This window comes from Bradyrhizobium sp. CIR48 (assembly GCF_014198315.1).
Taxonomy (GTDB): Bacteria; Pseudomonadota; Alphaproteobacteria; order Rhizobiales; family Xanthobacteraceae; genus Bradyrhizobium.
Genome location: NZ_JACIHG010000008.1, coordinates 128832 through 152825, shown reverse-complemented (window position 1 = coordinate 152825; position 23994 = coordinate 128832). Strand labels below are relative to the sequence as shown.

Below are 23994 nucleotides of genomic sequence, written 5' to 3'. Positions count from 1 at the left end.
GCTGCCGCAGGTGCGAAGCGCGGGGGGGCCCGGTTCGGCGCGCCGTTAACTGTTGTTGGCCGGCTTGGCCGCGGGCTTGGTTGCGGCCTTGGGCTTGGCGGGCTTCGGTTCGCTGCTTGCCGCAGGCTTCTCGGCGGGTTTTGCTGCCGCATCGTGCTTGGCGGCGGCATGCTTGGGCGCCGCCGGCTTAGCCGCAGTCTTCGTGTCGCTCTTATCGTTGCTCTTATCGTTTTTCTTGGCCTCAGCCGGCTTGGCAACAGGCTTCACGGCCGCCGTCTTGGTGTCCTTCGCGGCGTCCTTGCCCACGTCTTTCGGCTTGTCGGCCGCGTCAGGCTTCTTGGCCACGCGCGACTTCTTGCCACGCGGCTTAGACGCCGTCTGCTGGTCGGCATCGGCCGCGACCGCCGCGATCAGGGCGGTGCCGGTGCGGGTCGGGCCGGTATAGACCAGCACGGGCTCGGTCGCCGCCGGAGCCGAGGCCATCAGCTCGGAGGCCTTCATCAGGGGCGGCTGGAGGCCGGCGGTGAAGAAGGTCACCTGGGCTTCGCCGCCGGTGGCCGAGGCCGATCCGCTGGTGCCGCCATTGGCCGCAATCAGCGCATCGTCGTCGTCGCTGGCCGGCCGCTTGCGATGGCCGCCGCACATCTCGTCGCGCAGGTTCGGCGGCGAGGCGTCGACCGGCACGAGGTTATCGACCGTGCCGAGCGAGGGGCGCAGCCACGTCAGATTGTCCTGGCCGAAGCCGCGCTCCAGCAACTGCGCCGCCTTCACCGCGCGCGCAGTGCCGGAATTGGCGCCGAGCACCACCGCGATCAGCCGGCGGCCGTTGCGCGTGGCCGAGGCGACGAGGTTGTAGCCGGAGGCACAGATGAAGCCGGTCTTGAAACCGTCGGCGCCGGGATAGCGGCCGATCAGCTTGTTGAAATTGCCGGTGGTACGCTTGCCGAAGCGGATCGCCGGGATGTGCACGAAGTATTCGTATTCCGGCAGGTCGCGCAGGAACGAGCGGGCGAGGATGCCGAGGTCGCGCGCCGACGTGATCTGGCCGTCGGCAGGCAGGCCGTTCGGATTGACGTAGCTGGTCTGCGTCATGCCGAGCTTCTTCGCGGTGTCGTTCATCATCGCGGAGAAGCCGTCGATCGAACCGCCGACGCCTTCGGCGAGCACCACGGCCATGTCGTTCGCCGACTTGACCATCATCATCTTCAGAGCGTTGTCGACGGTGAGCTGCGTTCCCGGACGGAACCCCATCTTCGAGGGCGACTGCGAGGCCGCCGTCGGCGAAACCGTGAGCAGCGTGTCGAGCGTCAGCCTGCCGTCCTTGACCGCCCTCAACGTCACATACGCTGTCATGATCTTGGTGACGGAGGCCGGATACCAGGGAATGGTCGCGTTCTCGGCCTGCAACACCTTGCCAGTGTCGGCCTCGATCAGCAGCAGCGCTTCGGCGCTCACCGCGCGCGGCGCCAGCAGCGCGGCACATGCGAGGCTTGCAGCGAACAGGTTGAACAGGGATTTGCGAAGCAGCGGGCGTAGGGCGTGCACTATCCGATTCCGGTCCTTGGAGACCCGCCAGTTCCGGGCGGTGCTCGTGATCTGAGTGTCGGTTCTGAAATCCAGCGCCGCCGCTTGCGGCGCCGCAAACCTATACCGGCTGGTGCGTCGAGAACAGGGGCATGAACGGGGTATTCCGCAATGAAATAGGCCGAATTTCGACGATCCTGTGGGGACTTGCTAGGGGGATTTGGCAGCAGTCGCAGCAGCCTCAGCGGCTGTCACACTGGCCCGTGTGGTCTCGTGGACCATGAACTGGGCCCTGGCGAGCTCGGCGAAATGGCCGCTCTTGGCCACCAGTTCATCGAAAGTTCCACTTTCGATCACCCGTCCGTTCTCGAACACCAGGATCCGCGTGGCGTTGCGGATGGTGGAGAGCCGGTGGGCGATCACGAAGGTGGTGCGGCCCTTCATCACTTCGTCGAGAGCGGCATTCACCTTGGCCTCGGTGACGGCGTCGAGCGCGCTGGTCGCCTCGTCCAGGATCAGGATCGGCGGGTCCTTCAACAGCGCGCGGGCGATCGACAGCCGCTGCCGCTCGCCGCCGGACAGCATGCGGCCGCGCTCGCCGGCATTGGTCTCGAAGCCGCCGCTGCGCTCGATGAAATCGAGCGCCTGCGCCCGCTCGGCCGCCTTGCGCATCTCGGCCTCGGTCGCGTCCGGCTTGCCGACGCGCAGATTCTCCTCGATCGAGCGGTTGAACAGCAGCGCCTCCTGGAACACGACGCCGATATTCCGGCGCAGCGAGGTCAGCGTGACGCCGCGCACGTCCATGCCGTCGATCTTGATGAAACCCGACTGCGGGTCGAAGGCGCGATGCAACAGCGCGATCGCGGTGGATTTGCCGGCGCCGGTGGGGCCGACCAGCGCGATGGTCTGGCCGGGCAGTGCGGTGAAGGTGAGGTCCTCGATCGCCGGCCGCTTGCCGTCATAGGAAAAGGTGACGTCGTTGAACTCGACGAGACCGGACAGCCTGCCGGCGTCGATCGCGTCGGGCCGGTCATGCACCGCGGGCACGGCGTCGAGCACATTGAAGAACTCGCGCAGGCGGGGCGCTTCCATGAACACGTTGTTGATGAAGCTCACCACCTGCTCGAGCTTCTGGATCAGCAGCGTCGCAAAGCTCACGAACATCACGATCTCGCCGACCGAGGTCAGCCCCTGGTCGTGCAGCGCGATGCCGAGCGTGAAGATTGCGAGCACGGTGATGGTGGTGGAGGCGCGCGTGATGACGGTGACGAGCGCCCACCACGACAGCACCGGCATTTGCGCGGCGAGCAGCTCGTCGGCGACGGAGCGCAGTCCCTTCACCTCGGATTCGACGCGGACGAAGCTCTGCACCAGCGCGACATTGCCGAGCGCATCGGAGGCGCGCGCGGACAGCTCGCTATATTGCTCCTCGACCGCCATCTGCATGCCGAAGGTCTTGCGCACCACGAAGGTCGTCAATGCCGTGAAGACGATGCAGAGCACGAACAGCAGGATCGCCAATCGCCAGTTCAAGTAGAGCGACAGCGGCAGCAGCACCACGACCGAGAGGATCGCGGCAAAGTGCTCGCGGAAGAAGCCGAGCCACAGTCGCCACAAGGCGTCGGTGCCGTTGAGCATCACCTTCATCAGCCGGCCCGAATGGGTTCCGGAGTGGAAGGTCAGCGGCAATTGCAGGATGTGCTCGAAATAGTCGGTCAGCACCGCCTGGCGCTGGCGGTGCGAGAGCCGGTCGGCCTGCAAGGCCACGAGCGCGCTGCAGAGAATGGTGAACAGCCCGAACGCGACCCAGGCTACCAGGAACGGCCAGGCCGAGCTCGACCCGGCCACGGTCTTGCCCGACAGCACGTCGACGATCCGCCCGAACAGCACGGGCTCGGCGAACTGCGAGCCCGCCAGCAGGAGGTTGGCGACCGCAAGCAGCCAGCCCAGCCGCGCCTCCTTGCCGAGCAGCTCGAGAACGCGGGTATAGAGACGGAGGATGGGCATGCGGGCGACGAACTCGAGCGGATAACGGAGCCCGTATTTTAAGCAGGGATCGCGCGGGAGATATAGCGGAAGCTGTCAGTTTTTCTCAGTTGATCAGCCGCCCCGCCACCGGCGGCAGGAACCGGTCGTCGAAGATGTCGCCAGCCGTGGGCCGTTTGCGGAATTTGAAGTCCTGCGCGATCTGGTCGATCGAGCGCTCCAGGCGCGCGGGCTCGACGCCGCCGAGGCCGTTGCGCTTGACCTCATCGGTCAGGATGTTGTCGACGAGGACGGTGCGCAGGCGCTCCAGCTCCAGGTCGCGGTCGCCGTCGTCGATGCGGCCCGCGGCCTCGTCCGCCGCGCGTGCCGGCTCCTTGATGGTCGCATTGATGCCGGCGATCAAGGCGCGGATGAAGCCCTTCACGGCGTCCGGCTTCGCCGCGGCGAAGGCGGGATTGACCACCACGGCGAAGCCATAGGCCTCGCAGCCATAGTCGGCATAACGCAGCACGACGAGATCGGCGCCGGGCACGCCGCGGTCGCGCAGGTTCACCGCGGAGAGATAGTTGAAGCCTGCGACCGCATCGACCTGTCCCGCGGACAGGATCGGCTCGCGGACCGCAGCGCCAATCTTGTGGAATTTGACGCGCGATGCCTTGATACCGTTCTGCTGCGCCAGCGCCGGCCACAGTCGCATCGACAGATCGCCGTCGGCAACGCCGACGGTCTTGCCGTCGAGATCGGGCAAGACATGGATGCCGCGGCTCCTGCGCGCGACGATCGCGTAGGGCGCGCGGTTGAACAGCACGAACGCCGCCTTGACCGGCGCCGAGTCCTCCTTGTCGCGAAGGCGGATCAGCTCGTTGATGTCGACCAGCGCAAGCTCGCTGTCGCCCTTGGCGACGCGTGCGAGCGCCTCCGGCGATCCGGCTGCACTGTTGAAGGACACGTTGAGACGTTCGGCGCTGAACCTGCCGTCCTTCGCCGCAAGGAAGAACGGCGCCATGCTCGCGTCCAACGGGCGGTCGAAGGTGAAGTGAATCGCAACGGACGGCGCAGCGGTCTCGGCCGCACTGACATCGCCTGCAACGAGCGTTGCAAGCGAGATCGAGAGAGCCAGCAGGCAACGGAGGGCGGTCGTCTTAAATCCTGACATCGATCGCGCCGGTTCCGCATTGTTATGGTTTCGTGACGCTTCGCGGCGCCCGGCTGCGGCCAGTCTCTCCGCGCCAACATGAACGGCAGATGAGCGGCGGTTGCGGCACGATTACGCAACCCCGTTCAGCTTGTGTTGGGGTTGGGGAACCCAACTTAGGCTGTGCGGGTTTTAAAGGCATGAGCCTGTCCGCAGGCGTCCATTCCAGGTCCCAAGGAGGGCCCAAGACATGTTCGAGCGATTCTCCAAGTTTGCGGGCCGAAAGGCCGTTCTGGCCACCGCCGCGGTGCTGGCGCTGACCGCGCTTGCCCCGACCGCGTCCTATGCAGGCGGCCGTCACTGGCATGGTGGTGGAGGCGGCGCGGCCGCAGCTGCGGCTTTCGCGGCCATCGGCACCGGTCTTGCCATCGCCGCGACCCGTGACTCCTATGCCTATGACTACGGTCCGGGCTATGGCTATTACGGCGGTCCCGCCTATTACAGCGGCCCAGCCTACGGGCCCTATTATGGTCCAGGCCCGAACTTCCAATATCAGCGCTATGGCGGCACCGCTCCGTCCGAGTTCTGCGGCCAGGGTTACTACCAGAACTGCTACTAGCTCTGGCAGCTGGAGTTCACCATGACAGGCCGTCGCGCTTGCTGCGCCGGCCTGTTTTTTGCTTTTATTGCCGCGCGTTAACACGCCCGCCATTTGTTTAGAGTAGTTTTGAGTACCATGAGTGATTCGCTTGAGCGGCTATATCTGGCTGTGCTCGCGGCCAGGGATCTTGATCCGGCAACATCGCGTACGGCCCGGCTGTTTCAGCGCGGGCCCTCGAAAATGGCAAAGAAGCTCGCCGAAGAGGCCATCGAGGTCGTGATCGACGCCGTCAATGGCGACGCCGACGCCGTGATCCGGGAAAGCGCGGATCTCCTGTACAATCTCACCGTGCTCTGGGCCTCTGCGGGCGTGCGTCCCGAGGACGTCTGGCGCGAGATGGCGCGGCGGGAAGACATGCTCGGCATCGCCGAGAAGCTGCCGAAATCGTCGATGAAGCTGCCCAAAGTCGCGTCACCGCGCGTGGCCGCCAGGCGGCCAATTGTCGCGCTCGAGGGGCGTGCCGCGCGCAAGCGCCACTAAAGCGCGATGGGATCGCGGTGAATGGTTCATCGCGCTTTAGCCTCTTGTTTGAGCATGATCTTTCCGGAAAACCGCCGCACACTTTTCCGGATCATGCTCGAAACGTCATAATTCGCCTCAATCTCGGCATGGACAAATCCGTCCCATGGTGCTTCATCGCGGCGCCATGCTGAAACGTATCTACGACTGGTGCATCGACGCCGCTCACAAGCCCTACGCGCTCTGGATCATGGGAGCGGTGTCTTTCGCCGAAAGCTCCTTCTTTCCGGTGCCGCCGGATGTGATGCTGATCCCGATGTCGCTGGCGCGCCCGCAGCGCGCCTGGCTCTACGCGGCCGTCTGCACCATCACCTCGGTGCTCGGCGGCATTCTGGGCTACGCCATCGGCGCGCTGCTGTTCGACTCGGTCGGTCATTGGCTGATCCAGGTCTACGGCCTCGGCGACAAGGTCGACGCCTTCCGTGCCTCCTATGCGGAGTGGGGCGCGTTGATCATCCTGCTCAAGGGTTTGACGCCGATCCCCTACAAGCTCGTCACGATCACCTCGGGCTTTGCCGGCTACAACATTCTGTTGTTCACGATCTGCTCGATCGTCGCGCGCGGCGGACGATTCTTCGTCGTTGCGATCCTGCTCAACCGTTATGGCGACTGGATCCGGCACAAGCTCGAAGAGCGTCTTGGATTGTGGGTGGCGATCGGTGCTGCGCTGCTGGTGCTCGGCTTCGTGGTGGCGATCAAGCTGATCTAGAGCATGATCCGGAAAAGTGTGATGCGGTTTTCCGAGAAGATCATGCTCACTTGGTAACCCGCGCTTTGCCGCCGGGCCGGGTTCGGCTACGGTTGCCGCCATGATGGTTCGATCCGGCAATCCGGCCTTGCGGCTCGGGACGCTGATATCAGCAGTGCTGCTGGTCCTGCTCGGTGCCGCCGGGACCGGATGGCCGAAATCCGCTCCGCCGGCGCTTGGCTTGCAGGAGCAGGGGCCGCAGGCTGCGCCTCAGCCGTCGACACCCGCTCCATCGGCGCCGCCGGCGGCAGCGGAAAATCCCGGGCTGATCAATGAAATGGGCAAGCTGTTCGACAAGCTGCCCTCGATCCTGCCGCCGATCAAAAGCCCGAACGAGACCATGAACGATCTGTCGCGGCTGGCGAAGCCCTCGACCATGGTGTCGGGCCGGGTGGCCTGTCCGGCCTCGTCCAACGGTGCGCCCGATTGCAAGCAGGCCGCCGACCAGCTCTGCCAGAGCAAGGGTTACAAGGACGGCAAGAGCCTGAATGCCGACTCCGCGGAAAAATGCTCGGCCAAGGTCCTGATTCCCGGCAGGGCTCGCAAGCCGGACGACTGCCGCACCGATACTTTCGTGACCAGCGCGCTGTGCCAGAACTAAAGGACGTCGCGCAGCAACAAGGAGCGCCCATGAGCCGTACGGAGCAGGACTTCCTCGGACAGCGTGAGATCGCCGACGACATCTATTACGGCGTCCAGACCATCCGGGGTAAGGAAAACTTCCACATCACCGGCATTCCGATGAACCAGGAGCCTTACTTCGTGAAGGCGCTCGGTTACGTCAAGAAGGCAGCCGCCATGGCCAATCGCGATCTCGGCGCGATCGATGCCAAGGTCGCGGACGCGATCATCCTCGGCTGCGATCGCGTCATCGCCGGCGACATGATGGACCAGTTCGTCACCGACTTCATCCAGGGCGGCGCCGGCACCTCCACCAACATGAACGCCAACGAGGTGATCGCGAACCTCGCGCTGGAATCGCTCGGCTTCGGCAAGGGCGACTATCAGCACGTCAGCCCGAACGATCACGTCAATTACGGTCAGTCGACCAACGACACCTATCCGACCGCCTTTCGTCTCGCGCTGATCCTGCGGCTCGAGAGCTACATGACCGCGCTGCGTCAGCTCCAGGAAGCTTTCTTCGCCAAGGGTCGCGAGTTCGACCGTGTGCTGAAGATGGGCCGCACGCATCTGCAAGATGCCGTGCCGATGTCGCTCGGGGCCGAATTCCGGGGCTGGGGCACCACGATCGGCGAGGAGGTCGATCGCATCTCGGAAGCGCGTGCGCTGCTGCGCGAGATCAATCTCGGCGCCACCGCGATCGGCACCTCCGTCACTGCTGCGATCGGCTATCCCAAGCTCGCGGTCCGGCACCTCAGCGCGCTGACCGGCGTCGACTTCATCCTCGCCGGCGATCTCGTCGAGGCGACCTCGGACACCGGCGCCTATGTGCAGCTCTCGGGCGTGCTGAAGCGCACCGCGAGCAAGCTGACCAAGATCTGCAACGACATCCGCCTGCTCGCCTCCGGGCCGCGTGCCGGCTTCAACGAGATCAACCTGCCGCAGCTGCAGCCGGGCTCCTCGATCATGCCGGGCAAGGTCAATCCCGTGATCCCCGAGGTCGTCAACCAGACCAGCTTCCTCGTCATCGGGCTCGACACCACGGTGACGCTCGCGGCATCCGCCGGCCAGCTCCAGCTCAACGTGATGGAGCCGGTGATCTCGTTCGCGCTGTTCTTCTCGATCCGCACCATGGAGCGCGCGGTCAACAGCCTGCGCGAGAATTGCGTGGTCGGCATCACCGCCAACGAGGAGCACACCCGCAACATGGTGCTCAACTCGCTCGGCATCGTCACGGTGCTGAAGCCGCTGCTCGGCTACAAGCAATGCGCCGAGATCGCGCGCGAGGGCTACAAGAGCGGCAAGTCGCTGCATCAGATCGTGGTGGTCGAGCGCAAGCTGCTGATGCAGGAGAAGTGGGACGAGATGTTCTCGTTCGAGCGGCTGATCAATCCGGATCTGATCGGGTAGGCGGCCGTCATCCGCAACTCTCGCCTCGTCATTGCGAGGAGCTCTTGCGTCGAAGCAATCCAGAGGACCTTCGCGGAGACAGCCTGCATTGCTTCGCTGCGCTCGCAATGACGGAGAAGATGGGAAGGAATTCCGCTGCTTGGAAATTGCTGCCCAGGCATCCGCCACGGCGACAAAACGCAATACTTGACAGTGGAAAGATTGCCTTGTTGGTATGGCGGTCAACCTTCCATTGACTTGCCAACAGAGGATCGTCCCGCAATGTCCATGCCTGCCTTGTTCAAAGGACGCCTGTCGATCCCCGTGATCGGCTCGCCGCTCTTCATCATCTCGGTGCCCGATCTCGTGATCGCGCAGTGCAAGGCGGGGGTGGTCGGCTCGTTTCCGTCATTGAACGCGCGGCCGCCGGAGCTGCTCGACGAATGGCTGGCGCGGATCACCGAGGAGCTCGCGGCCTACGACTGCGCCCATCCCGACAAGCCGTCGGCGCCGTTTGCGGTCAACCAGATCGTGCACAAGTCGAACAACCGGCTCGATCACGACATGCAGCTCTGCGCCAAGTACAAGGTGCCGATGATCATCTCCTCGCTCGGCGCGCGCGAGGAGCTGAACCAGGCCGTGCACGGCTGGGGCGGCATCGTCTTCCACGACGTGATCAACCAGAAATTCGCCCACAAGGCGATCGAGAAGGGCGCCGATGGCCTGATCCTGGTCGCGGCCGGCGCCGGCGGCCATGCCGGTACCATTTCGCCGCTGGCTTTCGTCGCCGAGACACGAAAATGGTTCGATGGCCCGATCGCGCTGTCGGGGGCGATCGGCAACGGCAAGGCGATCCGCGCCGCGCGCATCCTCGGGGCCGACTTCGCCTATATCGGCTCGGCCTTCATCGCGACCAAGGAAGCCAACGCGGTGGAGAAGTACAAGGAGATGATCGCGGGATCGACCGCCGACGACATCGTCTATTCCAACCTCTTCACCGGAGTGCACGGCAATTATCTGAAACCCTCGATCCTCGCCGCCGGCATGGATCCGGAAAACCTGCCGACCTCCGATCCCTCCAAGATGAATTTCGGGACCGACGCTTCCGGCGAGCGCGCCAAGCCGAAGGCCTGGAAGGAAATCTGGGGCTCGGGCCAGGGCATCGGCAGCGTCGAGGCCATCCTGCCCGCCGCCGAATTGATCGCGCGCTTCAAGAAGGAATACGACGAGGCGATCGATCCGCCGTTGTAAGCGGCGGTTATCGTAGCGCGCGAATCCCTCATCCGTCGTCCCGGACAAGCGAAGCGCAGATCTGGGACCCATAACCACAGGGAGCAGTTTGGCGAAGAACTCGTAGTAAGTCTCGCGTCAAAACTTCTTCCTGGGGTTATGGGTCCCTGCTTTCGCAGGGACGACACTTTTTGCTGAATTCCGATTGTCCAAGCCAACAGAGATTTGAGCGATGCCCCCCATCTACCGCGTCGACGGCAACAGCGTCGTCACCAGCCCGGATGCCGCCGGTCCCTGGGACCGGCGCATGCAGCACGGCTCGGCGCCGGCGTCGCTGGTGACATGGGCGGCCGAGCGCATTCCGACGCCTGCTCCGATGGATATCGCGCGCGTCACCATCGATCTCATGCGCCCGGTGCCGGTGGCGCCGCTGACGATTGAGACTGCGGTCTTGCGTGAGGGCCGCAAGATTCAGCTCTGCGAAATCAAGCTGCTCGCCGACGGTGTGCAGGTCGTCGGCGCCACCGTGCTCAAGATCAGGCGCCAGGCGCTGTCGTTGCCCGACGACGTCAAGGCGCTGCCGGTGACGCTGCCCATGCCGGAGGACTCGCTGGCCGAGGATGGCCACGCCGCCACCAGCCCGTTCGTGCGTTCGGTCTCGATGCGCGCCGCGCGCGGCCGCTTCGGCCAGGCCGGCGCCGGCGCGATCTGGTTTCGCGTCGACCATCCGCTGATTGCCGGCGAAGCAATCTCACAGGCCATGCGTGCCGTGGTCGCCGCCGATTTCTCCAACGGCACCGCCTCGACGCTCGACTTCCGCGCCTGGACCTACATCAACGCCGATCTCACCGTGAACTTTTCGCGCCAGCCCATCGGTGATTGGATTCTGCTCGACGGCGATTCCTGGATCGGCCCCGACGGCGCGGGGCTCGCGATGTCGCGGCTGGCGGACCGGCAAGGCTATTTCGGCCGCGCGGTGCAGAGCCTGGTGATCGAGAAGCGGCAAGCGTGACGGCGGGGCCGCGATGGCTCCTTCCGAATGAACGGCAGGCTTCCGCCGCCGCGGAAGGGATGTTTGGTCGTGTCGACCAGAGCATCCTGCCAGTTCACATTCCGTAGAAGATCTTGATCTCCCACAGCACCACGATGATAGCCGTGATCAACGTGACCGCGGCGACTGCACTTTCCAGGGAAGCGACTCGCATGTCTTACTCCGCTTCCCAGCCCCATCAGCGGTCTAGGTGATTCCCTGATTCGCCGGCAATCGGGCGGCTATCGCCGGCGCATACTCCGTTGCTCGTTGTGGTGCCGGGGCCACAATCACACCGTAAAATCCCGGGGTTTTACCCCACCATCCGGTCCCGCCCGCTCCAGAACCCCGCACGCAATACCTTTTTGTCGACCTTGCCGACGCCGGTCATCGGCAATTGCTTGACGAACTGGATCTGCTTCGGGGCATGGGCAGAACCCTTTCGCGTTCTCACCATGTTGATCAGCTCGTCCGGATCGGGCCTTGCGCCCTCGCGCGGCACGACGATGGCGGTGACGGCCTCGCCCCATTTCTCGTCGGGGATGCCGACGACCGCGACCATGGCGACGTCGGCGTGCTGCGACAGCACGTCCTCGACCTCGCGCGGAAAGATGTTGAAGCCGCCGGACACGATCATGTCCTTCTTGCGGTCGAGGATGAACATGTAGCCGCGTTCGTCCTTGCGCGCGATGTCGCCGGTGTGGACCCAGCCGTTCTTCAGCGTCTCGGCGGTGATGTCGGGCCGCTTCCAGTATTCCGCCATCACATGCGGGGCGCGCACGCAGATCTCGCCGGCCTCGCCGGTCTTCACCTCCTGATCGTCGTCGTCGAGGATCCTGACCTCGCAGGCCGCGATCGGGAAGCCGCAGGACAAAAACAGCTCCGGCGTCTTGGGATCGTGATCGGCCTTGCGCAGCACCGAGACCGGATAGCATTCGGTCTGCCCGTAAAGCTGCGAGAACACCGGTCCGATGCGCTCGATGCCCTCGACCAGCCGGCTCGGCGACATCGCCGACGCCCCATAGAGCACGAGCTCGAGCGAGGACAGGTCGGTCTTATCAAGCGCAGGATGGTCGAGCAGCACGTAAATCATGGTCGGCACGAACAGCGTGAAGTTGATGCGCTCGCGCGCGATCGTGGTCAGAACGGCCTCGGGATCGAATCCCTTCAGCATGTGCACGGTGCCTCCGCGCATCAGGGTCGGCAGCACTTTCGTGCCGGCGACATGGCTGATCGGGGCGACCGTGAGGTAGCGGGCGGCGTCGGGGATCTCGAAATCGGCGAGGATCGCGGCGGCTGCTCCGGCATTCTCGCGGTGATAGCGCAGCGCGCCCTTGGATTTGCCGGTGGTGCCGCCGGTGTAGTTCAGCGTGGAGAGATCATCGAGGCCGGCGAGGCACTGCGCGCTGGCGTGTCCCGCGCTCTCGATGGCCGCCAGCAGATTGACACCGTAGCCGGCTGGTCCCGTCGTGAAGATCGCCTTCAGCCGGGTCGCCCTTGCGGAAAGCTCGCCGCCGCGGTCGCGGAAGGCGGCCGCATCGACCACCAGCATCTCGGCCTCGGAGTCCTCGAGCTGGAACAGCTGGTCCTCCAGCGATCCCAGCGGATGAAGCCAGGTGATGCACAGCCGCGACAATTGCGCGGCGACGCCGGCGCACCAGGTGTCGGCGCGGTTCGCGGTGAGGAAAGCGACGCGCGCACCGGGCTGCAGGCCAAGCCGCATGAACACGCCCTGGATGCGTCCGATCAGGTCGATAGTGCCCTGATAGCTCAGCGATCCCTCGGGCCATGCGAAAGCAGTGCGGCCGGGATAGCGCGACAGCGCCCGTAGCGTCTGCGCACAAGTCGGGGACGATGCGTGGAGCGGATCGGACATATGTTTCCTCGTTGCTTTGTCACCGGCTTCTGGCGTGCCAATGTTTGCCGATGACGCTAGCACAGAGACTGCGGGAGGAAACGACAAAGCCCGCACGGGAGGCAAGCGTGACGAGGAGATTTGCGTGCCATCAGATCGACTGCAACGCTTCGGCGATCGTCTCGCTCTGCCGCTGATCGCAGCGCCGATGTTCCTGGTATCGGGCGTCGAGCTCATGGTCGCGGCCTGCCGCAACGGCGTGATCGGCAGCTTCCCCACCGCGAATTGCCGCAGCACGGAGCAGCTCGATGAATGGCTCTCCGCGATCGCGATGCGGCTGCGGCAGCACGAAGACCAAACCGGCCGCAAGGTCGCGCCGCTCTGCCCGAACCTGATCGTGCACCGCTCCAATGCAAGGCTGGCGCAGGATCTCGCCGTGCTGCTGCGGCACAGGCCGGAGATCGTCATCACCTCGGTCGGCTCGCCAGCGCCCGTGCTGAAGCCGCTGCATGACGCCGGTGCGCTGGTGCTGGCGGACGTCGCCTCCATCCGCCACGCCGAACGGGCGGCGGAGGCAGGTGCCGATGGGCTCGTGCTGCTCACGGCGGGGGCGGGCGGGCAGACCGGCTGGCTCAACCCGTTTGCCTTCGTTCGCGCGGTGCGTGCATTCTACGACGGCATCATCGTGCTCGCCGGCGGCATCAGCGATGGCCGTGCGCTGCACGCGACCGAAGTGCTCGGCTGCGATCTCGCCTATATGGGCACGAAATTCATCGCGACGCGCGAGAGCATGGCGGACGATCGCTACAAGCGGATGCTGGTCGAGAGCTGCGCCGACGACATTCTGCTCGCCACTGCGTTCACGGGTCTGCAGACCAGCATGCTGAGGCCGTCGATCGTGGCCGCCGGCCTCGATCCCGACGATCTCCCGGCACGCGGGGCGATCGACATCGCTGAGGATATCGACGTTGCCGCGCGCGAGAGCCGGCCAAAGCGCTGGCGCGACATCTGGAGCGGCGGGCACTCGACCTCGGGGGTGACGGACGTGCCGGCGGTTGACGAGCTGGTTGCGCGGACGCTCGCCGAATATCGTGCGGCGGGCGGGCCGTAGGCGCAGCCCGTCGAGCCCGGCCACGACGGTGTGGGTCACGGTTAATCCCGGGCTCGTCCGCCCCCCTTATTTAACGGCAGATTAACCATCGCCGGCCAAGAATCCCCTCACGGCCGCCAATCAGGGCCGAGAGGGACAGGCGATGGACTTCGATTTTCTCAACAGCAAGACAGCGGCTTCGCTGGACGAAATCCGCGTCCGCGTCGCTCATGCCCTGGCGCGACACCCGCTGTGCCGCAACGTCCGTTTCGACATCGTCAGCGTCCCCCGCACCCGTCGGGGCGGCAACTGGACGGTGACGCTGCAATCGGTCGAGCCGCGCGCGGTATGGGAGGCCTCGGAGATCGTCGCCGATATCCAGGACGCCTACGACCTTTCGGCAGCTGCCTGATTTCCTTGAACTTTCCGGGCGATGTCGCCGCAGTCCGCGCGATTGCCGCCGCGATGGCACGGTTAAGCCTTAATTATCGCCCAGTTGTCGGGCAGTGATCACGTGGACTTGAAGTTGGGCGCGGAGAGACGTTTGTCCAAAGCCATCACCATCGTTGTGCTGACCTGTTTCCTCGTCCTGGGCGCCGCCACCACCGCCATTCTTGGCCGGGACAGCGTGCCCAGCGTCAGCGAAGAGATGATCGCGCAGACGCCTCCGGCCAAGCCGCTCTCCACCAACCGCGCCGCCAAGGCCGACCGTCTGGTTCCGACCCTGGCCCTGGCTTCGGCCGCGTTCGAGCCGGTCCAGGTGCCGGCCGACAGGCTTTCGCGGGCGCCCGTGCTGGCCGAGCCGCTGCGCCAGGCCTTTGCCGCCGCCACGCCATCCGATTTCCCGATGCCCAAGGCGTCGAGCCTCTCCGAAGCGCCCGCGGCGGCTGAAGTTCCTGCCGTCGAAGTTCCGGCCAAGCCGAAGGTCGTGGCCAAGCCGCAGCCGCAGAAACACTATACCCTGCTGTCGGACGCACAGATCTCCGGCATCCGGGATCGCCTGAAGCTGTCCTCATCGCAGGAATATTACTGGCCTTCGGTCGAGACCGCGCTGCGCAACGTTGTCCGCAAGATCTCGGCCAACAAGCTCTCCAATCCGAACGCGCCACCCAGCGCGCAGATCGATCCGAACTGCGACGAGGTCCAGCAATTGAAGTCGGCCGCCATGCCGCTGCTGTTCCAGCTGCGTGACGATCAGAAGGAAGAAGTGCGCAAGCTCGCCCGCCTCATCGGGCTCGAAAAAGTCGCGCAGCAGATCTGACGCGGCGTTCCTTCCCAGGAACCGCTCGCCATCAGGAACATCCGGTAATCCCACGGCGTTGCTCGCTCCAAACAGGGAGTGGGTTAATGCGCGCCACGACAGCTTATTTCGTCGGTGCCGGAACCATTGTCGCGGCCATTGCCATTGGTTTGGGCGGCGGCATCGTTGCCGGCAACATCATGAATCCGGTCGCGTCCAAACAGGGCCCGGACACCAGCAAGATGGCGCAGCGCGCGGAGTCCGCGGGCGCGCCGGCACAGACGAGCGCGCCGTCGGAACGCGTCAATTATCTCACCGGCTCGCAAGCCTTCGGCGCAATGATTGCCGCGCCGGCGCAAGCCGAAGCGAAGCCGGAAGCTGTAAAGCCCGACACGCAGACCACTCAGGCGAATGCCGGACCGCCGGCGCCGCCGCCTTCGCAAGCGGCCGCGGTTGAGCCGCCCAAGGAACAGTCCAAGGAACAGTCGAGGTCAGCAATCGCATCGCCTCCGCAAGCCGCAAAGCCGGCTGAGCAGCAGGCCTCGACCGAGCCGGCCTCTTCACCCGAGAACGCCTATGCCAAGGCGAGGGACTCCGACGCGAAGCGCGCTGCGTCCGAGCGGCGCCGGATGGAGCGCCGCGAGCGCTGGACCGAGCGCCGCCACTACGATTCCCGCGAGCAGCGCGGCTTGCGCGACCGCACCGATTGGGACGACGTCGCGCGCAACATTCGCGAAGATTCCGATGTGCGTGATTACGCCAGCCGGCCGCGCGGCGGCTTCCCGCAGATCAGGTTGTTCGGGCCCGACGACGACTAGCGCCGAGCCCGCGATCGCGGCTTGCGCTGGGAGAATGTCCGCGCGCATCGTCACGTCATTCCGGCGCGCCGCAATCCTTCGAGATAATGCGCACGATCCTCATCCCGCAGCATCGGCAGCTCGCGCGTGATCCAGCCGAGCGAGACCTCGGGCTGGGCGCGGCGCAGGCCTTCCAGGGCGGACGCTGCGAGCGCCGGATTTCCTGACATTCCGGCCGCCGCCGTCAAGACACGGTGCGCGCCGACGAAATCGCCGCGCTGTCGCATCGATTCCCGCGCCATCTGCACGGCTCCGTCATAGTCGCGGCCGACGAACCGGGCATAGGCCGCAACCCCGCAATAGATCGCTGCGAGCGGATCGCGCGGGCTCAGCCGCAGTGCGCGACGTGCGGCGGCATCGCCCTCTTGCCATCGTCCGGCGTAGCACAGCGTCACACCGTAAAAGGCATGCGCCATCGCGAAGTTCGGGTTGAGCGTCAGCGCCAGCTCGAACTCCGCCAGTGCGTCGTCGAAGCGGCGGCGGAACAGGTAGGTGTAGGCAAGGCCGTGATGGGCCCAGGCATCCTCGCGATCGGCCTCCACCGCCGCGAGCGCCGCGCGTTCGGCGATCGGCACTGTCGCGGCCATGTCGGCCCAGCCCATATGCGCGCCGAAGATATGGCTGGTCGCGAGCAGGCCCAGCGCCTTGCCATAGGCGGGATCGATCGCGACGGCCTTTTCGAGCAGCCCTTGCGCAGCGGCATTGTCCTCGCGCGTGCTGCGCCAGTGATGCGACAGCGCGCGCATCACGAGGTCCCAGGCATCCAGGCTGCCCGGCGGCTTCTGCTCGGCGCGAAAACTTTCGGCGGCGTAGAGCTGCGGCTCGATCGCGGCGACGATCGCCTCGGTGATCTCGTCCTGCACGGCGAAGATGTCGGCGAGCTCGCGGTCGTAGCGCTCGGCCCAGAGATGGCTGCCGGTCGAGACGTCGTTGAGTTGAGCCGAGATGCGCACCCGTTCGCCGCTCCGCCGCACGCTGCCTTCGACCACATAGCGAACCCCGAGCTCCTGCGCGACCTCGCGGATGTGCACGGCGCGGCCCTTGTAGACGAAGGAGGAATTGCGCGCGATGACGAAGAACCAGCGCAGCTTCGACAGCGCGGTGATGATGTCCTCGCTGATGCCGTCGGAGAAATAGTCCTGCTCGGCCGCGCCGCTCATATTGGTGAAGGGCAGCACGGCGATCGCGGGCCGCTCGGGAAGCGCGAGTGCGGCGCGCTGCACCCGTGCGGCGTAGCCAGGCTCCGGCGCGATCGCGCCACCCATCGTGCTACCTTTGGCCTCGACATCGCCGACGAAGCGAAAGCCCTTGCGGGCGATGGTGCGGATCAGGGCCTGGTTCGCGCCACTGTCGCCGACGGCCTTGCGTGCCGCGTTGATCCGACTGGTCAAGGTGGATTCGGAGACGCTGCGCCCGTGCCAGATCTTGTCGATCAGCTCGTCCTTGCTGACCACCCGGTCGCGGTTCTGCATGAGGTGGACGACGAGATCGAAAACCTGTGGCTCCACGGCAATGGGAACCTGCTCGCGGCTCAGCTCGCGCCGGTCGGTATCGAGAAGGTGATCCCGGAACAGAAACTGCACGTCGAAACTCAGGCCTCATTACGAATTTGGGTAGCAAACGACAAAATGAAAATTTGGGTCGAAAACTGTGAGTCTGCCGAAGGGGACGTTTGGTTCATCGCGATCGCGTGATGGCAGCCATGCCGTGCGATTGGGGTCAGATCGCTGGGGGTGACGTGTTGACCGGATATCTCCCTCCGCAATCGACCCGTCATCCTTCGAGGCCTCCGCTTCGCTCCGGCACCTGCGGATGAGGGGCGATCGTGCGAGTGCGCCGTATGTCGTCGTGCGGGACGAATGTGCGACGAGCCGCGAATGTCCTTTGCCGGACCGTGTGCCCTGCGTAAGCTGTCGCCCACACAAACACCAACCACGAAGAAACGCCGATGCCTGCTTTTCCTGCCTCCACCACCGTGCTCGATTCCATGCTGTTCCGCGACGCCTTCGGTACGCCCGAGATGCGGGAGGTGTTTTCCGACGTCGCGCTGGTGGCGCGCTATGCCGAGGTCGAGGTGGCGCTGGCAAAGGCCGAGGCGAATCGCGGCGTGATCCCGCGGGAGGCGGCCGAGCAGATCGCGGCGCGGACGGACGTCGCCGCGCTCGATTTCGATCTGCTCAGGCAGGAGACCGACATCGTCGGCTATCCGATCCTCCCTTTGGTGCACCAGATGGTGAAGCAGTGCGGTGAGGCCGGCCGCTACGTGCATTGGGGCGCGACCACGCAGGACATCATGGACACCGCCGTGGTGCTGCAGCTGCGCGCCGCGCTCGGGATCGTCGAGCGCGACATCGCCGAACTTCGCCGTATCCTCGCCGACCTCTCGAAGCGTTACCGCGACACGCCGATGGCGGGCCGCACCCATCTCCAGCAGGCGCTGCCGGTGACCTTCGGCTACAAGACCGCGATCTGGCTCGCCATGTTCGACCGCCACGCCGAGCGGCTGACGCAATTGAAGCCGCGCGTGCTGGTCGGCCAGTTCGCCGGCGCCGCCGGCACGCTGGCCTCGCTCGGCGACAAGGGCTTTGAGGTCCAGGAGGCGCTGTGTGCTGAGCTGAAGCTCGGCGTTCCCGCCTCGACCTGGCACGTCGCGCGCGACGGCTTTGCGGAGGCCGTGAACTTCCTCGCGCTCGTCACCGGCTCGCTCGGCAAGATCGCGCTCGACATCATGATCATGGCCTCGACCGAGTTCGCCGAGGTCTATGAGCCTTTCGTCAAGGGACGCGGCGCCTCCTCGACCATGCCGCAGAAGCGCAACCCGATCTCGTCGGAGCTGATGCTGGCGGCGTCCAAGGCGGTGCGCCAGCACGCCGGCCTGATGCTCGACGCCATGGTACAGGATTTCGAGCGCGCCACGGGCCCCTGGCACGCCGAATGGATGGCGATTCCCGAAAGCTTCGTGCTGACCGCCGGCGCGCTGCACCAGGCGAAGTTCGCACTCGCAGGTCTCATCGTCGACGAGGCGAAGATGAACGATAATCTCGCGATCAGCCGCGGCCTGATCGTGGCCGAAGCGGTCATGATGGGGCTCGCGCCGCAGCTCGGCCGGCAGGAGGCCCATGATGTGGTCTATGACGCCTGCCGTCAGGCCAACGAGAAGGGCATGAGCCTGGCCGACGCGCTGTCCGTGGACTCCCGGATATCGAGCCGCATCGATCGCGCCACAATCGAGGCGCTCACCTCACCGAAAAATTACCTCGGGCTCGCGCCCGCCATGGTTGACCGGGTGCTGAAATCGGCAACGCGTTGAAAACCAAAATGCGTGAAACTGCGTATCTTCTCCATGTCGCAAGGTGCTCGCGCACTTGCGTCCCGCGATGCTAGACTTAGATTGAACGACAGACTTCGGCAGAGGGCCCCGCATGACTGATCACCGCAATTCCGCCACTTCCATCGATCCCGTGAAGCTCGACCGGCTGGCCGAGGTGGCGGTGAAGGTGGGCCTGGGCTTGCGGCCGGGACAGGATCTGCTTCTGACGGCGCCCGCGATCGCGCTGCCGCTGGTGCGGCGGATCGCCGTGCATGCCTACAAGGCCGGCGCCGGCATCGTGACACCGATCCTGTCGGACGAGGAGATGACGCTGGCGCGCTACCGCCACGGTCACGACAGCAGTTTCGATCGTGCCGCCGGCTGGCTCTACGAGGGCATGGCCAAGGCGTTCTCCGACAACACCGCGCGGCTCGCCATCGTCGGCGACAATCCGATGCTGCTGTCGGGCGAGGATCCTTCCAAGGTGGCGCGCGCCAGCAAGGCGAACTCGATGGCCTATCAGCCCGCCCTGGAAAAGATCGTCAATTTCGACACCAACTGGAACATCATCGCCTACCCAAGCCCGTCCTGGGCCAGGCAGGTATTCCCTGATGATCCCGAGGACGTTGCGATCGGCAAGCTCGCGGATGCGATCTTCGCGGCCTCGCGCGTCGATCGCGAGGATGCGATGGGCAATTGGGCGAGCCACAATGCGGTGCTGCGCGAGCGTACCAACTGGCTCAACGGCCAGCGCTTCCGTGCGCTCCAGTACAACGGACCGGGGGTCGACCTCACCATTGGCCTTGCCGACGGCCATGAATGGGAGGGCGGCGCCTCGCTCTCCAAGAACGGCATCAGCTGCAACGCCAACATCCCGACCGAAGAGGTCTTCACCACGCCGCATTGCCGACGCGTCTACGGCCATGTCGTGAGCTCGAAGCCGCTGTCCTATCAGGGCACGCTGATCGACAACATCGCGGTGCGCTTCGAGGACGGCAAGATCGTCGATGCAAAAGCCTCGCGCGGCGCGGAGGTGCTGAACAAGGTGCTCGACACCGATGAGGGCGCCCGCCGCCTCGGCGAAGTAGCGTTGGTGCCGCATTCCTCGCCGATCTCGCAGAGCGGGCTGTTGTTCTACAACACGCTGTTTGACGAGAACGCAGCCTCCCACATCGCGCTCGGCCAGTGCTATTCGAAATGCTTCGTCAACGGCGCGCAGCTCACCCCGCAGCAGATCGCCGCGCAAGGCGGCAACCAGAGCCTGATCCATATCGACTGGATGATCGGCTCGGCCGAGACCGATATCGACGGCATCTTGCCCGATGGCAGCAAGGTACCCGTATTCCGCAAGGGCGAGTGGGCGAAGTAGCGCGTCTTGCGGCCATCCTTCGAGACGCCCGCCGCTGGCGGGCTCCTCAGGATGAGGACGGAGTGCGCGGCCGTCGCTCCAGCGGGCACCGAAGTCGATCGGCCTCATCCTGAGGAGACCGCGAAGCGGTCGTCTCGAAGGACGAGGCGCGCGCTCAGGCCTCTGACGAACCGCCTCACGCAGCCGCGTTGCGCAGCATCGGATTGTTGTCGATGCTGAAGCGGTTGAACAATGTCGTGAACGGGCTGCCGTCCGTGGCCCGCACGATGGCGTCGGAAGCGGCGATCGCCTCGTAGAGCGCGCCGACGGGATCGTCCGCCTCGCCCAGGGCGAGGTTCATGCGGATCTCCTCGCGGGCCTCGTTGATCTCGTCCTCGTCGTCGAGTGTCGCCTCCAGCGCCTCCGCCGCACGCCGCATCTCCGCGAGGTCGCCGCCGCCGGAAAACTTGAGGATGTCGAGCCAATAGGGGCGGGCGACGACGAGCTGGACGAACGCCTCGAACGTATCGGCGATAATTCCCGCGCGGCCCTCCGATGAGACGTAGAGCACGTTCTGCGACGGCAGCAGCACGAAGGTGCCGCCGGAGCCGTCACTGCCGACCTGCCGGGGGCTTTCGATGCCGTCGATGGTGAACCAGGGCTCCTCGTCGGGCGCGAAGGAGACATCGAGGCTGAACAGCCAGGCGACGGCCTCACGATTGGCTGTCAGAACCTCGGGCGTGAGGGGCATCGGCGTGGCTCCGTTTTATGCTTCCGCGCACTTTGTCGCACCCCAAAAAGGATCGGTTCATGTGCGCGAATTTGCAGGGAAATCCCGACGTTAACCGTTTCGCGCCTGCAACTTGCGGCTGATTTTCGAGGCCTGCGTAAGAAAGAATTAAAAACGGATGACTAGCGTTCCCGACATCTTTCGAAACAATGCGGGCCGAGACCCGGCCATACTTAATTATATCCCCTGGGGAAGAAGATGTCGCGCTCATTGATTGAAATCGGTAGTTGTAACGTGGATCTCGAGCTCCGGCCGATCGAGCCATCCTGGATCATCGAAGGCAATCCCGTGTCGCGCTCGCATATCCTGTCCACCAGCGCCGACGGCACCGCCTCGACCATTATCTGGCAGTGCACCGAAGGCCGCTTCAACTGGTACTACGATATCGACGAGACGATCATGATCATGGAAGGATCGATCGTGCTTGAAAGCGACGGCATGCCGCCCAAGCGCTACGGACCCGGCGACGTGATCTTCTTCCGCGACGGCGCGCATGCCAAATGGCATGTCGAAGGCCACGTCAAGAAGATCGCCTTCTGCCGCAAGACCAATCCCGTGATGATCGGTTTCCTGATCCGCGTCGTCAACAAGCTGAAGAAGATCTTTACCTCCACCGGCGAGCGCCGTCCGGCCTCGCTGATGGGCGCCGGCTAGAGCATGATCCGGAAAAGTGTGCAGCGGTTTTCCGAAAAGATCATGCTCAAACAATAGTCTCAGTTCAAGAACGCTTCCCAGCGGCCACGACGGAAGAGGGGTCGGGATCAACATCCCGGCCCCTTTTCTCGTCATGACGGCAGCTCGAGCCGATAAACGTCGATGGCGGTCTGCGAGAACAGCGCGGTCTTCTCGGCCTCGCTCAGGGGTGCGGCGATGCGCTTGAAGGCGTTGAAGATCACCTGGTAGCTGCACTGGCCCTTGTCCGGCGGGAAGTTGCTCTCGAACATCGCGCGCTTGGGTCCGAACGCCTCGATGCAGGTTTCGACGTAAGGGCGCCAGGCCGCAGCAAGCTCCTCGGATGACGACGGCTTGTCGCGCATGTGGAAGTCGTAGCCGAGCAGGCACATAGCGAGGCCGCCGAGCTTCACCACCACGTTCTCACATGTCGCGATCTCGCGGATCGAGGCGCGCCATTGCGCAAACACCTCTTCGCGCCGCCCCGCAAAGCGGCCGACGCCGGCCGGGCCGCCGCAATGGTCGAGCACGATCCTGGTGTCGGGGAAGGCGCGCGCCAATTCGGTCAGTTCGCCGATCTGTGGATGGAACAGCCAGGCATCGAAGCTGAGGTTGAGTGGTGCCAGGCAGGCAAAGCCTTTGCGGAAAGCGGGATCCTGCAACAGGCCCTTCGGTCGGTTCGCATACATGCCGGCGACGACAGGATCCTCGTCCCAGGCCGAGGAATGCCGGATGCCGCGGAAGCGGCCATTGCCGGCGGCGATCTCGGCTTCCAGCACCGTCCTTGCGGCGTCGCCGAGCAGCAGATTGGCGTGGCTGACGATGCCGGCACAGATCGCCGCCTTGCCGTAAGCGCCGCTCGCGCTCATCGCGGCGACGCCGTTGGCGAATTCGACTTCGCCGACGGGCCGGAACGCCTCCGGCCCGTGCGCGCGATACATCGAGCGGCAATCGACATAGACCGTGGCAATGACGTTGTGGCCGGAGGCGATGTCGGCCACCATTTCCTCGATCAGATAGCGGTGGCCGCGATTCCAGAGATGGTGATGGGGATCGACGATCGGCCGCAAGGGATCAATGATCTCCTCTTGATGCAGCGCGAGCCAGTCCTCGCGCGGCTCGACGAACAGCCCGCTCGTATTCGCGGGCACACTGCTTGCAGCCATCGCGTGTTCGCTCCCTCTAAATTTTGTGTCGGGAGCCTAGCATCTCACGCGCACGCACAGCAGCGCGCATTGCTCAGAGCCCCACGCAGCGGTGGAGCAGGTGCGCTCCCTCTCCCGCTTGCGGGGAGGGCTGGGGTGGGGGAGCTTCCGCAATGGGACATTCCCGATGCGGAGAAAGCCCCCACCCGCGCTACGCGCCGACCTCCCCCGCAAGCGGGAGAGGTTGCAGCGAGTTTGACGCCGGATCGTTTCAATCAAAATCCAATCGGCCTAAGCCCTTCCGCCGCTTCGCCTTCACATCGACCATTAGCCGCCAATCACTTGCATCGGCCGGCTTGGCCTCGCCGAGCCAGTGGAAGGAATCGTCGGTGATTTCCGTAAAGCTCCAGCGCGTCAGCTCGCCGGCCTCCGTTGTGCCTTCCTGCACGATGTCGGCGCCGCGCGGCCGGCCGATCTGCTGGCGGAAGACGCTGCGTCCGGGATCGAACCAGGAAATCCGCCACGCAGCGATGGTCGGATCGTAGACGCGCAGCGTCGTGCCGTACCAATTGCCCGCAATCGGAAAGTCGGGGCTGCCTGCGGGGCGCGGGATGATCCAGACGTCCTGGACGGCGCGGCCCTCCAGCACCCAGCCAAAATGGATCTCGCCGGCTGCCGTGTGTTTCGCTGCGCCGGGCCCATGGGCGGTGATCTCGGCAACCCAATCCCCGACGAAGCGGCCATAGAGCTGCAGCGCCGCCGCGTGCTCGGGGTTCGGTCCATCCGCGTGCAAGAGTCTGGCAAAGTCGGTCATGTCGATCTCCTGTTTCAGACAGATCAGCAC

The 23994-nt window shown here is 65.0% G+C and carries 22 protein-coding genes; 14 read left to right on the top strand and 8 right to left on the bottom strand.

Annotated features, from left to right (window positions below):
• Nucleotides 1–45 precede the first annotated feature (45 nt).
• From GGD66_RS24545 to GGD66_RS24535, 3 genes are all read right to left on the bottom strand, one after another.
• Nucleotides 46–1545 (bottom strand): D-alanyl-D-alanine carboxypeptidase family protein, encoded by a 1500-nt coding sequence (locus GGD66_RS24545; RefSeq protein WP_183259231.1) that lies wholly within the window; start codon nt 1543–1545, stop codon nt 46–48.
• Nucleotides 1546–1734: 189 nt separating this feature from the next.
• Complete coding sequence (locus GGD66_RS24540) at nt 1735–3531, bottom strand: glucan ABC transporter ATP-binding protein/ permease (protein WP_018321318.1); 1797 nt, start codon at nt 3529–3531, stop codon at nt 1735–1737.
• Nucleotides 3532–3616: 85 nt separating this feature from the next.
• Nucleotides 3617–4666, bottom strand: a complete 1050-nt coding sequence (locus tag GGD66_RS24535) for an ABC transporter substrate-binding protein (RefSeq protein WP_183259230.1) — start codon at nt 4664–4666, stop codon at nt 3617–3619.
• A 229-nt stretch (nt 4667–4895) separates the two neighbouring features.
• On the opposite strand from GGD66_RS24535, the gene GGD66_RS24530 reads away from it, so the two are divergent.
• The 7 genes from GGD66_RS24530 (at nt 4896) to GGD66_RS24500 (ending at nt 10825) form a co-directional block, all read left to right on the top strand.
• Nucleotides 4896–5264 carry a hypothetical protein gene (locus tag GGD66_RS24530; RefSeq protein ID WP_018321320.1) on the top strand — a complete coding sequence of 123 codons (369 nt, stop codon included), beginning with the start codon at nt 4896–4898 and terminating at the stop codon, nt 5262–5264.
• A gap of 117 nt (nt 5265–5381) precedes the next feature.
• Nucleotides 5382–5786 carry a phosphoribosyl-ATP diphosphatase gene (gene hisE / locus GGD66_RS24525; protein ID WP_018321321.1) on the top strand — a complete coding sequence of 135 codons (405 nt, stop codon included), beginning with the start codon at nt 5382–5384 and terminating at the stop codon, nt 5784–5786.
• A 145-nt stretch (nt 5787–5931) separates the two neighbouring features.
• On the top strand, nt 5932–6534 hold the full coding sequence (locus tag GGD66_RS24520; protein ID WP_183259229.1) for a YqaA family protein: 603 nt from the start codon (nt 5932–5934) through the stop codon (nt 6532–6534).
• Between the two features lie 100 nt (nt 6535–6634).
• On the top strand, nt 6635–7174 hold the full coding sequence (locus GGD66_RS24515; RefSeq protein WP_183259228.1) for a hypothetical protein: 540 nt from the start codon (nt 6635–6637) through the stop codon (nt 7172–7174).
• Nucleotides 7175–7203: 29 nt separating this feature from the next.
• Nucleotides 7204–8604 (top strand): aspartate ammonia-lyase, encoded by a 1401-nt coding sequence (locus GGD66_RS24510; RefSeq protein ID WP_183231212.1) that lies wholly within the window; start codon nt 7204–7206, stop codon nt 8602–8604.
• 261 nt (nt 8605–8865) lie between these two features.
• On the top strand, nt 8866–9834 hold the full coding sequence (locus tag GGD66_RS24505) for a nitronate monooxygenase family protein (RefSeq protein WP_183259227.1): 969 nt from the start codon (nt 8866–8868) through the stop codon (nt 9832–9834).
• A 211-nt stretch (nt 9835–10045) separates the two neighbouring features.
• Entirely contained in the window at nt 10046–10825 is a 780-nt protein-coding gene (locus GGD66_RS24500; protein WP_183259226.1) for a thioesterase family protein, read from the top strand.
• 331 nt (nt 10826–11156) lie between these two features.
• On the opposite strand, the gene GGD66_RS24495 is transcribed toward GGD66_RS24500, so the two are convergent.
• A complete protein-coding gene (locus GGD66_RS24495) occupies nt 11157–12719 on the bottom strand; it encodes an AMP-binding protein (protein WP_183259225.1) in 1563 nt (520 codons plus the stop codon).
• Between the two features lie 124 nt (nt 12720–12843).
• Between GGD66_RS24495 and GGD66_RS24490 the strand changes: the two genes are divergently transcribed.
• From GGD66_RS24490 to GGD66_RS24475, 4 genes are all read left to right on the top strand, one after another.
• Nucleotides 12844–13809 carry a nitronate monooxygenase family protein gene (locus tag GGD66_RS24490; protein ID WP_183259224.1) on the top strand — a complete coding sequence of 322 codons (966 nt, stop codon included), beginning with the start codon at nt 12844–12846 and terminating at the stop codon, nt 13807–13809.
• A gap of 142 nt (nt 13810–13951) precedes the next feature.
• Nucleotides 13952–14200 carry a hypothetical protein gene (locus tag GGD66_RS24485; RefSeq protein WP_028140683.1) on the top strand — a complete coding sequence of 83 codons (249 nt, stop codon included), beginning with the start codon at nt 13952–13954 and terminating at the stop codon, nt 14198–14200.
• Between the two features lie 132 nt (nt 14201–14332).
• On the top strand, nt 14333–15049 hold the full coding sequence (locus GGD66_RS24480; protein ID WP_183259223.1) for a hypothetical protein: 717 nt from the start codon (nt 14333–14335) through the stop codon (nt 15047–15049).
• 86 nt (nt 15050–15135) lie between these two features.
• Entirely contained in the window at nt 15136–15846 is a 711-nt protein-coding gene (locus tag GGD66_RS24475; protein ID WP_018321332.1) for a hypothetical protein, read from the top strand.
• A gap of 50 nt (nt 15847–15896) precedes the next feature.
• On the opposite strand, the gene GGD66_RS24470 is transcribed toward GGD66_RS24475, so the two are convergent.
• Nucleotides 15897–17468 carry a winged helix-turn-helix domain-containing protein gene (locus GGD66_RS24470; protein ID WP_092254170.1) on the bottom strand — a complete coding sequence of 524 codons (1572 nt, stop codon included), beginning with the start codon at nt 17466–17468 and terminating at the stop codon, nt 15897–15899.
• Nucleotides 17469–17833: 365 nt separating this feature from the next.
• On the opposite strand from GGD66_RS24470, the gene pcaB reads away from it, so the two are divergent.
• Together pcaB and GGD66_RS24460 are read left to right on the top strand one after the other, a co-directional pair.
• Complete coding sequence (gene pcaB, locus GGD66_RS24465; RefSeq protein ID WP_183259222.1) at nt 17834–19195, top strand: 3-carboxy-cis,cis-muconate cycloisomerase; 1362 nt, start codon at nt 17834–17836, stop codon at nt 19193–19195.
• A 112-nt stretch (nt 19196–19307) separates the two neighbouring features.
• Complete coding sequence (locus tag GGD66_RS24460) at nt 19308–20564, top strand: aminopeptidase (protein WP_092254174.1); 1257 nt, start codon at nt 19308–19310, stop codon at nt 20562–20564.
• Nucleotides 20565–20739: 175 nt separating this feature from the next.
• Here GGD66_RS24460 and GGD66_RS24455 read toward each other — a convergent pair whose 3' ends face one another.
• Nucleotides 20740–21294: a hypothetical protein gene (locus GGD66_RS24455; RefSeq protein ID WP_183259221.1), complete on the bottom strand. Its 555-nt coding sequence runs from the start codon at nt 21292–21294 to the stop codon at nt 20740–20742.
• 237 nt (nt 21295–21531) lie between these two features.
• On the opposite strand from GGD66_RS24455, the gene GGD66_RS24450 reads away from it, so the two are divergent.
• Entirely contained in the window at nt 21532–21987 is a 456-nt protein-coding gene (locus GGD66_RS24450) for a cupin domain-containing protein (RefSeq protein ID WP_018321336.1), read from the top strand.
• A 131-nt stretch (nt 21988–22118) separates the two neighbouring features.
• Here the strand turns inward: GGD66_RS24450 and GGD66_RS24445 are convergent, their stop codons facing one another.
• Together GGD66_RS24445 and GGD66_RS24440 are read right to left on the bottom strand one after the other, a co-directional pair.
• The gene (locus GGD66_RS24445) at nt 22119–23171 is read right to left on the bottom strand and encodes an amidohydrolase (RefSeq protein ID WP_183259220.1); all 1053 of its coding nucleotides are present in this window, start codon (nt 23169–23171) and stop codon (nt 22119–22121) included.
• Between the two features lie 250 nt (nt 23172–23421).
• Entirely contained in the window at nt 23422–23964 is a 543-nt protein-coding gene (locus GGD66_RS24440) for a hypothetical protein (protein WP_183259219.1), read from the bottom strand.
• Nucleotides 23965–23994: the final 30 nt, after the last annotated feature.